Here is a 12145-nt window from a genome sequence, read left to right as displayed (position 1 = left end):
TTTTATTTCTTAGGGTTATTATAGGCTGCATTTATCTCCATGAGTTCATCGTACCATGACTGACCAAACTTTCTAATCAAAGCATCTTTGGTAAATTGTGCTACGTTTACTTGTAATTCTTTGCCTAAGGTACAAGCATCGGAACAAATATCCCAAACATCATAGTTAACCGCACTAAAATTTGAATATTCCTTAACACGAACCGGATATAAATGACAAGAAATTGGTTTCTTATAATCGATGAAACCTGCCTCATATGCTTTTTCTATGCCGCACTTAGAATAACCATTTTCTTCAAAAACCAAATAAGCACATTCTTGATGATTGACCAAAGGCGTGGTCCATTCACCATCTTCGTCTATCGTATATTTCCCTTCTCGCTCGATGGCATCTATCCCTTCTTTACGTAAAAAAGGCTTGATATCTTCATAGATATCATCTAAAATATCCAACTCTTCAAAATCCAAAGGTGCACCCGCATCACCTTCTACACAGCAAATACCTTTGCATTTGGATAAATTACAAACGAACTCTTTTTTTAACAATTCTTCTGAAACAAGGGTTTTACCAATTTGAAACATTTTTGCTTATTTTGTAACATGCAAAGATACAACTTTCTATGCGATTTTAATGTATTTTTGTGGTTTGAAGAATGAAAACACTTTTAGAAAATATCCGAACTGTAGACGATTTACGTAAACTATCGATACAACAATTACCAGAATTGGCCTATGAGCTTCGTGATTTTATATTGGACACACTTTCTGTGAAACCTGGACACTTGGGGGCAAGTTTGGGCGTTGTAGAACTTAGCATTGCCTTGCATTATCATTATCAAACACCGGAAGATTTGCTTATTTGGGATGTAGGCCACCAATCCTACCCGCATAAAATATTGACCGGCAGAAAAGAAAACTTCTACACTTTGCGTCAAAAACAAGGAATCGCTGGTTTTCCTGTTCGTACCGAAAGTATGTTCGACCCTTTTGGTGTTGGCCACTCTTCTACTTCTTTATCTGCTATAATTGGGATGGCAACAGCCGACAATTTGCATCATCGCAACCGAAAACACATAGCAGTTATTGGCGATGCCTCGATAGCCTCTGGGATGGCCCTAGAAGCCATGAATCATTTAGGAGATACGGATCTGGATGTTTTGATCATTCTCAACGATAATTCTATCGGGATAGATCCTTCGGTAGGAGCACTGAAAAGTCACTTCGCACAACTTGACCAACAACGCCCCAATATTTTCGAAAATCTTAATTTGCACTATTTAGGTAGTTTCGATGGTCATTCTTTCGATGATCTTTTCTATGCCTTTTCTTTGGCCGATAATACCAATGGTCCTAAAATAATTCACCTGAAAACCACCAAAGGAAAAGGTTATAAAAATGCAGAAGAAGATCAGGTAAAATGGCATTCACCTGGAAAATTCAACAAAACAACTGGTGAAATCCATAGTCATGCTGCACAAACAACTTATCAAACAGTTTTTGCAGAAACCATGCAAACACTAATGGAACACAATACAGATTTGGTTGCTATTACTCCTGCAATGCTTACGGGAAGTAATTTGATAGAACTGAAAAAAAAATTCCCACAACGCGTCTTCGATGTCGGTATTGCAGAACAGCACGCCCTTACCTTTGCAGCTGGCTTAGCAACCCAAAACTGTTTGCCCTATATGGCTATTTATTCTACTTTTTTACAAAGAGCTTACGATCAATTGATCCATGATATTGCTTTGCAAAACCTACCAGTGGTTTTGTGTATTGACAGAGCAGGTTTTGTAGGAACTGATGGAGCCACCCATCATGGTTATTTTGATTTGAGTTTTCTAAATAGTATTCCGAATACGATTGTAGCAACGGCGAGCAATGTAAAAGATTTTATCGATATTTTGTACACCGCACAATTCACACAACAACCTTTTGCTATTCGTTTTGCCAAAGAAGAAATCAGCTATTACCAAGAAAAACGTCATCCAGAAAAACTTATTATTGGTGAGGCAAAAGTAAGAACTAAAGGGACAGAAATTGCCATTTGTGCCTGTGGAAAAATTGCCGACCGCATCCGAAAGATAATTCACCGACACCAACTAGAAACAAAAGTTACACTCATCGATTTTGTTTTTATCAAACCAATCAATGACAATATTTTTAGTGATTTAATGAACTTCCGAACGGTTCTCACATTCGAGGATGGAATCCTCAACGGTGGCATGGGTCATACAATTCTCGAGAATTTAATTGCTTTGGATTTTGACGGAAAGATAGAAAACTTCGGTTACCCGGATGCTTTCATTGAGCATGCGACAATCGATGAACTTAATGAATTAGTCGGTTTGGATGATACTAATATAGAAAAAATAATTTTCGAAAATTTAAACTTTTAACTCCAAATCTCATCCAACCGAAAGATTTCTCGATTTCAGGCATAAGAATTGCAAAGACTTTCATGATATAAAGTTCATATGATGAGGAAAAATCTTATTTTATTTTTTGGCATTTTTGTATTGATGAGCTCTTGTACAGTAACGAGTATGCCTGCATTTTATGACAAATATAGCAAGCAAGGAACTTTGGTTTCTGTACCAGCAATTGCTGTGAAAGCTCTAGGAAAATTGAGTAACAATCAAGAATTTACCAATTACCTGAAATCTTCTAAAATTTTCGTAATGACCGAAGTTTCCGACAGAAAAATGAATCGCGTAATGCGTGACCTAAAATCTTCTGTGCAAGGGGAGCGATATCAACAACCAATTCACCTGAAAAAAGGCAGCAAAACTATCGAAGTTGCTTTACAAGAAAATCAAAACCGCGTGAAGGGAATGATTTTGGGTATAAGTGGTTTTAATACGGTTTTGGTTATTCAATCAAAAGTAGATATCCCGAAAGAAACAATCCATAATGCACTAAATGAAATCAATGATGATTTTATCGATGATTTGATGGATTTATTGGTTAACTAAAAATCCAATCCTAACAAAAAATTCTGTCTTTTTTCGACTATCTTTGTGCCATGAGTGGAAAATTATATTTTGTTCCTACTCCTGTAGGCAATTTAAAAGACATGACTTTTCGGGCTGTGGAAGTTTTGCAATCGGTGGATATTATTTTGGCCGAGGATACCCGAAATAGTGGAGTTTTATTGAAACATTATAACATTTCTACTCCTATGCGTGCCTATCATATGCACAATGAACATCGGGCAACGGAAGATATTGTCCAGCAATTGCAGAGAGGTCAACAAATCGCTTTGATTACAGACGCCGGAACGCCAGGTATCTCTGACCCTGGATTTTTATTGGCAAAGGCTTGTGTAGAACACAAAATCTCTATGGAATGTTTACCTGGAGCAACAGCTTTTGTACCCGCATTGGTAGTTTCTGGTCTACCCAATAATGAATTTACTTTTGTTGGATTTTTACCGGTTAAAAAAGGCAGAAAAGCAAAACTAGAATTATTAGCCAACGAAAAAAATACCTTGGTTTTTTATGAATCTCCTCATAAAATTGGTAAAACATTACACGATTTGGCAAACTATTTCGGGAAAGAAAGAAATGCAAGCTTATCCAGAGAAATTTCTAAAAAGTTCGAAGAAACTTTGCGTGGAACTTTGGCCGAATTGATCCTAATCACCGAGCAACGCTCTCTAAAAGGTGAAATGGTATTGATTGTAGAAGGCAAAAAATAAAATCTGATTACTCATGGAAACGGATATCTTTTATATTCATTTGCCAAGTTGCTTTACCTTGCCAATAATTTTGCTCTAAAGTATAAACTGCATCAAAAGGAACGCCCAAAATAAGTTTATCTTTTGTATTACCTAATTTGAAGCCAATTGCCGTAAAAGTCATTCTTTCACTTCTTTGATGAACTAGGAAACGCAAATGTTCTCCATCTTTCCCCATTGCACGTACATCGGTAGCTACTAGATCTTTGGACAAAAAAGTAGGATTCATATTTTCGGGTCCGAAAGGCCCCATCTGGTGTAATATCTTTTTAAAAGAAGAACTGATTTCTTTTAGTTTTATTTCTTTATCAATTTCTATGGTAGGAATTCTTTGTGATTCTTGTATAGAGTTTTTCACTGTTTCCTCGAAGCTTTCTCGGAAGGCTAAAAAGTTCTCTTCTTTTAATGTTAATCCTGCAGCTGCCATATGTCCTCCAAATTTTTCGAGGAACTGAGAGTTCAAATTCAATGCTTGATACAAATCAAAACCTTTTACAGAACGTGCAGAAGCCACCAATTCGCCATCATTTCCTTTGGTAAAAACAAGAGTAGGTTTGTAGTATAAATCTACCAAACGAGAAGCTACAATCCCAATCACACCCTTGTTCCATTCTGGATCATAAACAACGGTGGTATAATTTAGACTATGATCAATTTCGCTCAATTGTTCGATTGCTCCATCGGTAATATCCGAATCTAGATCACGTCGACGTTCGTTTAGTTTTTTTATTTTATTAAGATACTTTACAGCTTCGTAATCATCACTACTCAACATTAACCTTACCGCATCGTAAGCATGTTCTATCCTACCTGCAGCATTAATTTTCGGTGCAATTGTAAAAACTAAATTCGAAATATTGAGATTTTTCTGGATATTATCAGGAATCATTTTTGCAAACCCTGGACGAGGATTTTCATTGATTCTCTTCAGACCAAAATATGCTAGAATTCTATTTTCGCCTGTTATCGGTACAATATCAGCTGCAATACTCACAGCCAACAAATCGAACAAAGGTTCTAAAGTATCGAAAGGTAATTGATTATGCATCGCAAATGCATGCATCAATTTAAAGCCAACCCCACAACCCGAAAGCTCTTTGTACGGATAGGGACAATCTTTTCTTTTGGGATCGAGAACGGCTACTGCATTCGGAATATCTTTTCCTGGTAGATGGTGATCACAAATAATATAATCGATGCCTTTTGTTTTGGCATATTCTATTTTATCCAATGCTTTAATACCACAATCTAATGCAATGATAAGACTCACATCATTATCATGAGCAAAATCGATGCTTTGAACAGAAACGCCATATCCTTCCTTATAACGATCTGGTATATAGTAACTTAAATTCGAATAATAGTTGGATAAATATTCATAAACTAAGGTTACAGCTGTTGTTCCATCAACATCATAATCACCATAAATCAAAATATTTTCTTGATTTCTGATTGCTTTCTGTAACCGATCTATAGCTACATCCATATCTTTCATCAGGAATGGATCGTGCAATTTCTCTAAAGATGGTCTGAAATACGCTTTGGCTAAATCGAAAGTATTAATTCCACGTTGCAACAAGATAACGGCCAATGCTTCTGGCACATTGATCAGTTGCTCCATGTGTAGGACATCCTCTTCCTTGGGTTGAGGTTCTAAAAGCCATCGGTTTTTCATTAGGATTTTTTATTGATAGGTAAAGATAAGGCAGGAAAAGTTTATAAAAAAAGGGAAATTCTTATTTCCCTTTTTCTACATATTTACTTATTTACTTCTTTCACATATTTTTCTAGAGCCATTGTCATGGAGGGTGTTTCTTTTGTTGGGACTTCGATATCGATTCGTAAGCCTAATTCTTTTGCCATATCTACCGTCGATTTACCAAATGCAGCAATTCGTGTGTTTTCTTGTTTAAAATCTGGAAAATTATCGAATAAAGATTTTATTCCAGAAGGGGTGAAAAACACAAGAATATCGTATTTCACATCTTCTAAATCTGATAAGTTGCTGGATACGGTTCGGAATAAAATTCCTTTTTGCCAATCTATTTTCAGATTATTTAAGGTGTTCGGAATTTCATCTTTCATCACATCTGAGCATGGCAATAAAAACTTTTCGTCTTTATGTTTTTTCAACAAAGGTACCAAATCGGCAAATGTTTTTCCTCCTGTGAAAACTTTTCGTTTTCTGTAAACGATATATTTTTGTAAATAAAAGGCAATAGCTTCTGACTCGCAAAAATATTTCATTGTATCGGGTACGGTATAACGCAAATCTTCTGCCAAACGGAAAAAATGATCAATTGCATTACGGCTTGTGAAAATTACGGCTGTAATTCGATTAAAATCAATCTTTTGATGACGGACATCTTTTGCGTCTACGCCTTCTACTTGAATAAAAGGTCTAAAATCGATCTTGATTTTGTTGTTCTTCTCCAATTCATAATAAGGAGAAGATTCGTTTTGAGGTTTTGGTTGTGAAACTAGTATTGATTTAACTCGCATAGTAAAATTAGATTACCTTACCCGTGAAAAGCAATTTTATTAGCACTAAAATGGGTAAAATTTCTAGAGTGCAAAGGTATAAAATATTATGATACCAAATCTTAGAAAAGTTGTTTTTTTGCGACACATACCGGTAAAATAACTCCCACAAACGGTTAATTACTAAAAAAATAGTTGCCGATAACATTATATATACTTTCGGGATTGAACTATAAAAAAACAGAAAGCTCAAAACCATTAAAACCAAAACATTTCTTGCATTGACATAACTCGATGAGTTGAAAAAAAATCGAAAGTCTTGTTCTTCATAAAAAGCATTGTGATAAAACAACTCTAGAATCACCTTTACGAACATGACTCCCATTACAACACCTAAAACTATGAGAAATTTTGTAAATGAATGCTGAATGTCTTGACTAAAGTTTATATCAAAAAAATTGATTATCAATAGAGTTATCAACACAACATTAAGTACATTAATCACCATACTAAACACAAAGGTATTGTCATCGGCAAAATTCATGTATTCGTTTCGGTTACTCAACGCATGAAAGTTGCTAGCAAATAAAAATTTTACGGCACAAATCATCAACAAACATCCTACTAGGACATACAAAACCCAGTCTGGTGTAGGCGCAAAACGTGCAATTGGTATTAAGTCTACTAGTTGCATAATCTTTTACAAAAATAAACAAAGAACTTAAGTATTGTTTATATTTGTTCACTCAAATTTCTAATCAATGCCCAAAAATTTGGTCATCATCCCAACTTATAACGAAAAAGAGAATATCGAATCTATATTGAAAAGTGTTTTCGTGCTGCAACCTCAGTTTGATGTTTTGGTTGTAGACGATAATTCACCAGACAAAACTGCTGATATTGTTCGTTCGTTGCAAAAACAATTTCCAGATCGATTGTTTTTAGAAGTAAGAAAAGTAAAAGACGGTTTGGGACGTGCGTATGTACATGGTTTTCAGTGGGCAATAAAAAACAATTACGATTTTATTTTCGAGATGGATGCTGACTTTTCTCACAATCCGAATGATTTGCCTATATTATTACAAACCCTTCAGACAAAAGCAGATATGGTGATTGGGTCGCGTTACTTAACCGGTGTAAATGTGGTCAATTGGCCAATGAACAGGGTTTTGTTGTCTTATTTTGCTTCGAAATATGTTCGTTTCATTACGCGTTTACCAATTCATGATAGCACAGCAGGTTTTGTTGGATATCGTTCAGAAGTGTTAAAAGATTTAGATTTGAGCAAAATTCGTTTCAAAGGATATGGATTTCAGATAGAAATGAAATACCGTACATGGGTAAAAGGTTATCGTTTGATAGAAGTACCAATTATCTTTACGAATCGTGTCTTAGGAGAGTCGAAAATAAGTTCTAATATTATGGGAGAAGCTGTTTTTGGAGTAATTGCTCTTCGGTTGAGTAAAATTTTTGGTAAGCTATGAGAAAAACCTTATCGATCGTATTATTAAGCTTCGTTTTCTTGGCATGTGAGGAGGCGAATATTCCGAAACCCAATAATTTGGTTTCTAAAAAGGAAATGACAAGTCTGATGAGCGATTTGTACCTTCACCAAACGATGATGCAAAATGCCTATGAAAATCAGGACATAAAAAGTTATGCACAAAACGCTTTGGCGGTACTCAAAAATCACAATATAACTTTAGAAGCTTTCGAAGCTAGTTACGAATATTATAATTCTAATCCTACCCTATACAAAGCTATCCTAAAAAACGCTAAAGATCAGCTTGTCAATAAATTACCAAAAGAAGAGAAGGAAAAATATTTACAGACACAGCAAGAAATCCTACAACAAGAGGAAGAAAGGAAAAGGCGAGAAAAGTTACAATTCTAATTAGTGATAAGTTGGGTGATTGTGTAGATAATCAATCCGACCAAACCCCCGACCAAAGTTCCATTGACACGAATATATTGAAGGTCTTTCCCTACCTCTAATTCTAATTTATTGCTTAATTCTCTACCTGACCAATTATCGACTGTTTTACTTATCAATAATTCTACCTCACCAACATTTCTAAGAATTAATCGGTAAATGAACAAGCGAATCCAACCATTGATTTTACGTTGTAATTCGTTATCGGTTTCTAGGGTTAAAGCTAGTTTTTCGATATTTTTGCGAAGATAATTTCGCATTGTAGAATTTTCTTCTTCGAAACTTTGTGTGAGACTCTCCTTCAGAGTTTTCCATAAATCGACTGTATAATACTTCATTCGTTCATCTGTAATAAAATCATCTCGCATTACCGAAAGTCGATGTTTCCAGTCGGGTGAAGTAGAAATTTTATCAACCACCTCTCTTAAACTTTTTTCTATGTTTAGTCGAAATTCGTGCTGCTCATCTTGTTGTATTTCTTCTAAATAAGTGACCACTCCTTCAACCACTCCTTTCGAGATGCGCTTACCTACAAACATAGAAATTATCGGATGTTTTTCTTCTAATTTTTCTTTGATTATTCCATTGCTATCGTACATATAATCAATAGCTTTTGGTAAAATTGCATTAATGATTTCGGTATGTTTATTTCGGTCGAGCATATAGTTTACCGACGAAGCAACAAGCGCTTGTAAATCGAACTGTCTTAACATTTCTGCTCCTTTATCACTGAGAAAATTTACAACATCCTCGTCATTAAGGTCTCGAACAATTTTCGATGAGATATTCATCAATTCCTCTTCTAACAAATGTTGATTGTCTGGTTTTTTCAGCCAATTATTTGCCAAGCTCACAACGTCTAACTTTTCTATATAGGGACGAATATTTGTCGGAGTCAAGAAGTTTGTTTGCACGAAATTACCAAGATTGTCGCCGATAGCATTTTTACTTCTTTCGATAAGATTGGTATGAGGAATTTTTAGTCCCAAAGGATAACGAAAAAGCGCAGTTACCGCAAACCAATCTGCCAAAGCCCCTACCATTGCTGCTTCTGAGAAAGCTTTCACATATCCCATCCAAGGCTTCGGAGTTTCTTGTTCTAAAAAAACCATCCATAAATAGAGTAAGGTCATCAGTACAAAAAGTCCAGTTGCGATGGCTTTATGTTTGCGTAATTGTTTTTTTTTTTCGTCGGTTGTCATGTAAAAATAGTCAATCCAGAATCTAGAAAATCATAAATTAAATTCTGTTTAATAATTAATTTATTTCGGGATAAACCAAAATAGGGATCTGAAGAGATTGCAATAGTTTCTTACTGTAATTTCCTTTAAAAATTCGCTCGATACTGTTCATATCTCGATGAATGAGACACAATACATCTATATTTTTTTGGGTTACAAAATCTGCAATACCTTTGTTGATATCTTTATTAACGAGTACAGTAATTTCTAGTTCATCATCCTTAAATTCTCTTTCCCAAAAATTTTTTACTAATGCTGCATCGCTATCCAAAATATTATCTTTGGCAATATGAACCAGCTCTAGTGGTCCTCCGTTTCGTTTTGCTAAAACAATTAATTTCTCTAATGTGCGACGTTCTTTTTCTAATAAACGGCTTGCAAAACCTAATCGTTTTTCGGGTTTGAAACTAATGTTTTTCGGGATAGCCAAAACCGGCACAGAACTTACATTAAAAGCATTTATCGTATTGGTGCCCAACCACTTATCATTCATTGTATTTGCACCATCTGTTCCCATTACCACATACAAATAATCATGTTTACTGAGCATTTCTTGCATATTGATAATTAAATCACCCGACTCGAAATAGCCTTGAAGATTGATTTCGAAATGTTCATTTTGATGATCTTTGATCGTTTCAAGATAGTCTAAATAATCACTGAATTTTGCTCTGTTGATTTCTTGTGTATCAAGATATACATTCGAGGTTACGTGCAGTACATCAATATCTACGTCGTATAATTTTGCTAAATTCAACGCATAAAGAAATGCATTATCTGCTGCTGCCGAAAAATCTGTAGGAAACAATATTTTTTTCATATCCTGTTTTTTTATTTTTAGTAGAATAGGTTAATCAATAAGCTGATTTGATAGCCTAAATTTAGACAATTACCTTCAGATATCAGATAGTTTACAGATTTTATTTATGTTATTTTTTTGGCAACAATTTATATCCTACCAAAAAATAGAATCAATACCCAAATCGACGAAGATCTATATCGCGTTTACGCCAGTCTTTTTTCACTTTTACATACAGTTTAAGAAAGACTTTTTTATCGAAAAACTTTTCCAATTCTTCTCGTGCTTCCTTTCCTACTCTCGATAAAGCTTCTCCTTTGCGTCCTATGATAATTCCTTTTTGCGAATCACGCTCGACATAAATATCAGCTTCTATATAAATCATGGTCATCTCTTCTTTAAATCGCTCGGTAACCACTTCTACCGCGTACGGAATTTCTTTCTCATAATGCAAAAGAATTTTCTCTCGAATCACTTCATTAACTATAAATCTCTCCGAGCGATCAGTCAACTGATCTTCTGGATAATACATTGGGCCGTTGGGTAGTAGCTCTATGATTTTATTGATCAACAAATCGATGTTGAAATTTTCTTTGGCAGAAATTGGTAAAATCTGTGCGTTGGGTAATAAAGCATGCCAATGATCTACCGCTTGATCAAGTTTTTCCTGGGAAACCAAATCTATTTTATTGAGCAAAATTAAAGTCGGCACATTGGTTTGCTGAATTTTCTCGAAAATTTCTTCATTCTTCATTCGTTTCTCACCCACTTCTACTACATAGAGCAAAACATCTGCATCGATTAAAGACTCTTTCACAGAATCCATCATAAGATTTTGCAATTCATACGCAGGATCTATAACTCCTGGCGTATCCGAAAACACTATCTGATAATTTTCTCCGGTAAGAATTCCTTTTATACGATGACGCGTCGTCTGGGCTTTGTGTGTTGCAATCACCAAACGCTCTTTCATTAGTAAATTCATTAAGGTCGATTTCCCAACATTCGGATTACCAATAATATTTACAAATCCCGACTTGAAGTTTTCATTGTTTCCCATTGCACAAAGGTACACTTTTTAGTATTTTGATAGAAGTAGGATGATAAGTTTGATGATTATTTTTCGATTTTGGATTAATCTTTGCATTTTATTACTTGATAAATAACACAATAGTTTTATATTTATCTATAAATTTTTTGAAAAAGGAAAATTATGAAAGTGGAATTAATTGCAAAGGAAGATGTACAAAACTATAAGTTTCTTACCGCCTCAAAAGAAGAAAGAAACGTGTTGCAGGAAAAATTAATCGGTGCACAAAGATTAGGAAATGAGTTCAAAGCAAAATCATATATTACGTTTCAGACCGATCAAGGTCCCAAAAAAATAGAAACCACCGTATGGTCTGTGACCGAAAAATATTTACAAATCAAAAACGGAGTTTTAATTCCGCTAAGCTCACTAATCGATATTAGCTATTAATATCAGAAAATTTATTGTATCAAGATATCCTAAGAAAAAATAGAACCAGAAGACACTTAGTATTAGGTGTCTTTTCTTTATCTTAGACCCATGAAGCAAAAAAAAGATTTTTCTCAATTATATTTTGATAGAAAGTTGATATTCAACCAACACTCATCAAATACAGTAGAGTTGGATAGCGTACAAGTAAAAGATTTGTACACCTATGAAGATGTGAAAAACTTAAAACAAATCGGTTTTCTATCGGGTGTAGCGCCTTTTTTACGCGGACCATATACCACTATGTACGTACGACAGCCATGGACAATACGTCAATATGCAGGATTTTCTACAGCCGAAGAATCCAATGCTTTTTATAAAAGAAATTTAGCAGCTGGGCAAAAAGGTCTATCCGTTGCTTTTGATTTAGCTACACATCGCGGTTATGATTCTGACCACGAACGAGTAGTGGGTGATGTCGGGAAGGCTGGTGT

At 34.9% G+C, this 12145-nt stretch carries 14 protein-coding genes (1 of these 14 cut by a window edge); 7 read left to right on the top strand and 7 right to left on the bottom strand.

What is annotated here, in order from left to right:
• Positions 1-2: 2 nt before the first annotated feature.
• The gene (locus tag WEEVI_RS06610; protein ID WP_013598376.1) at positions 3-581 is read right to left on the bottom strand and encodes a DUF3109 family protein; all 579 of its coding nucleotides are present in this window, start codon (positions 579-581) and stop codon (positions 3-5) included.
• A gap of 71 nt (positions 582-652) precedes the next feature.
• Between WEEVI_RS06610 and WEEVI_RS06605 the strand changes: the two genes are divergently transcribed.
• The 3 genes from WEEVI_RS06605 to rsmI all read left to right on the top strand — a co-directional run bounded on the left by WEEVI_RS06605 (position 653) and on the right by rsmI (position 3699).
• On the top strand, positions 653-2398 hold the full coding sequence (locus WEEVI_RS06605; RefSeq protein ID WP_013598375.1) for a 1-deoxy-D-xylulose-5-phosphate synthase: 1746 nt from the start codon (positions 653-655) through the stop codon (positions 2396-2398).
• 81 nt (positions 2399-2479) lie between these two features.
• Positions 2480-2974 carry a DUF4252 domain-containing protein gene (locus WEEVI_RS06600; RefSeq protein WP_168160808.1) on the top strand — a complete coding sequence of 165 codons (495 nt, stop codon included), beginning with the start codon at positions 2480-2482 and terminating at the stop codon, positions 2972-2974.
• A 50-nt stretch (positions 2975-3024) separates the two neighbouring features.
• Positions 3025-3699, top strand: a complete 675-nt coding sequence (gene rsmI, locus WEEVI_RS06595) for a 16S rRNA (cytidine(1402)-2'-O)-methyltransferase (RefSeq protein WP_013598373.1) — start codon at positions 3025-3027, stop codon at positions 3697-3699.
• Between the two features lie 7 nt (positions 3700-3706).
• Here the strand turns inward: rsmI and recJ are convergent, their stop codons facing one another.
• From recJ to WEEVI_RS06580, 3 genes are all read right to left on the bottom strand, one after another.
• A complete protein-coding gene (gene recJ, locus WEEVI_RS06590) occupies positions 3707-5413 on the bottom strand; it encodes a single-stranded-DNA-specific exonuclease RecJ (protein ID WP_013598372.1) in 1707 nt (568 codons plus the stop codon).
• Between the two features lie 83 nt (positions 5414-5496).
• Positions 5497-6240 (bottom strand): uroporphyrinogen-III synthase, encoded by a 744-nt coding sequence (locus tag WEEVI_RS06585; RefSeq protein ID WP_013598371.1) that lies wholly within the window; start codon positions 6238-6240, stop codon positions 5497-5499.
• 7 nt (positions 6241-6247) lie between these two features.
• Positions 6248-6913, bottom strand: coding sequence for a DUF4271 domain-containing protein (locus tag WEEVI_RS06580; RefSeq protein ID WP_013598370.1), 666 nt, complete (start codon positions 6911-6913; stop codon positions 6248-6250).
• 67 nt (positions 6914-6980) lie between these two features.
• Between WEEVI_RS06580 and WEEVI_RS06575 the strand changes: the two genes are divergently transcribed.
• Positions 6981-7703, top strand: coding sequence for a polyprenol monophosphomannose synthase (locus WEEVI_RS06575; protein WP_013598369.1), 723 nt, complete (start codon positions 6981-6983; stop codon positions 7701-7703).
• Positions 7700-8113 carry a DUF4296 domain-containing protein gene (locus WEEVI_RS06570; RefSeq protein WP_013598368.1) on the top strand — a complete coding sequence of 138 codons (414 nt, stop codon included), beginning with the start codon at positions 7700-7702 and terminating at the stop codon, positions 8111-8113. Before WEEVI_RS06575 ends, WEEVI_RS06570 begins: the two co-directional genes overlap by 4 nt.
• Here the strand turns inward: WEEVI_RS06570 and WEEVI_RS06565 are convergent.
• The 3 genes from WEEVI_RS06565 to era all read right to left on the bottom strand — a co-directional run bounded on the left by WEEVI_RS06565 (position 8110) and on the right by era (position 11252).
• Entirely contained in the window at positions 8110-9354 is a 1245-nt protein-coding gene (locus WEEVI_RS06565; RefSeq protein WP_013598367.1) for a DUF445 domain-containing protein, read from the bottom strand. The two genes, WEEVI_RS06570 and WEEVI_RS06565, sit on opposite strands and share 4 nt — an antisense overlap.
• A 55-nt stretch (positions 9355-9409) precedes the next feature.
• Entirely contained in the window at positions 9410-10213 is an 804-nt protein-coding gene (locus WEEVI_RS06560; RefSeq protein ID WP_013598366.1) for a universal stress protein, read from the bottom strand.
• A gap of 151 nt (positions 10214-10364) precedes the next feature.
• Entirely contained in the window at positions 10365-11252 is an 888-nt protein-coding gene (gene era / locus WEEVI_RS06555) for a GTPase Era (protein ID WP_013598365.1), read from the bottom strand.
• 153 nt (positions 11253-11405) lie between these two features.
• Between era and WEEVI_RS06550 the strand changes: the two genes are divergently transcribed.
• The gene (locus WEEVI_RS06550; RefSeq protein WP_013598364.1) at positions 11406-11672 is read left to right on the top strand and encodes a hypothetical protein; all 267 of its coding nucleotides are present in this window, start codon (positions 11406-11408) and stop codon (positions 11670-11672) included.
• Positions 11673-11762: 90 nt separating this feature from the next.
• Positions 11763-12145, top strand: partial view of a methylmalonyl-CoA mutase gene (gene scpA, locus WEEVI_RS06545; RefSeq protein ID WP_013598363.1) — the start only. 1744 nt of this gene lie beyond the right edge of the window; only the first 383 of its 2127 coding nucleotides appear in the window; the start codon lies at positions 11763-11765; its stop codon lies beyond the right edge, outside the window.

This window comes from Weeksella virosa DSM 16922, from assembly GCF_000189415.1.
GTDB classification, from domain to species: domain Bacteria; phylum Bacteroidota; class Bacteroidia; order Flavobacteriales; family Weeksellaceae; genus Weeksella; species Weeksella virosa.
Note: the sequence above shows the minus strand (reverse complement) of the source record. Positions and strands in the feature narration are given on the sequence as shown.

What these genes read in the sequence shown, in the direction of transcription:
- WEEVI_RS06610 (WP_013598376.1), bottom strand. Translation starts at nt 581, where the DNA reads ATGTTTCAAATTGGTAAAACCCTTGTTTCAGAAGAATTGTTAAAAAAA.
- WEEVI_RS06605 (WP_013598375.1), top strand. Translation starts at nt 653, where the DNA reads ATGAAAACACTTTTAGAAAATATCCGAACTGTAGACGATTTACGTAAA.
- WEEVI_RS06600 (WP_168160808.1), top strand. Translation starts at nt 2,480, where the DNA reads ATGAGGAAAAATCTTATTTTATTTTTTGGCATTTTTGTATTGATGAGC.
- rsmI (WP_013598373.1), top strand. Translation starts at nt 3,025, where the DNA reads ATGAGTGGAAAATTATATTTTGTTCCTACTCCTGTAGGCAATTTAAAA.
- recJ (WP_013598372.1), bottom strand. Translation starts at nt 5,413, where the DNA reads ATGAAAAACCGATGGCTTTTAGAACCTCAACCCAAGGAAGAGGATGTC.
- WEEVI_RS06585 (WP_013598371.1), bottom strand. Translation starts at nt 6,240, where the DNA reads ATGCGAGTTAAATCAATACTAGTTTCACAACCAAAACCTCAAAACGAA.
- WEEVI_RS06580 (WP_013598370.1), bottom strand. Translation starts at nt 6,913, where the DNA reads ATGCAACTAGTAGACTTAATACCAATTGCACGTTTTGCGCCTACACCA.
- WEEVI_RS06575 (WP_013598369.1), top strand. Translation starts at nt 6,981, where the DNA reads ATGCCCAAAAATTTGGTCATCATCCCAACTTATAACGAAAAAGAGAAT.
- WEEVI_RS06570 (WP_013598368.1), top strand. Translation starts at nt 7,700, where the DNA reads ATGAGAAAAACCTTATCGATCGTATTATTAAGCTTCGTTTTCTTGGCA.
- WEEVI_RS06565 (WP_013598367.1), bottom strand. Translation starts at nt 9,354, where the DNA reads ATGACAACCGACGAAAAAAAAAAACAATTACGCAAACATAAAGCCATC.
- WEEVI_RS06560 (WP_013598366.1), bottom strand. Translation starts at nt 10,213, where the DNA reads ATGAAAAAAATATTGTTTCCTACAGATTTTTCGGCAGCAGCAGATAAT.
- era (WP_013598365.1), bottom strand. Translation starts at nt 11,252, where the DNA reads ATGGGAAACAATGAAAACTTCAAGTCGGGATTTGTAAATATTATTGGT.
- WEEVI_RS06550 (WP_013598364.1), top strand. Translation starts at nt 11,406, where the DNA reads ATGAAAGTGGAATTAATTGCAAAGGAAGATGTACAAAACTATAAGTTT.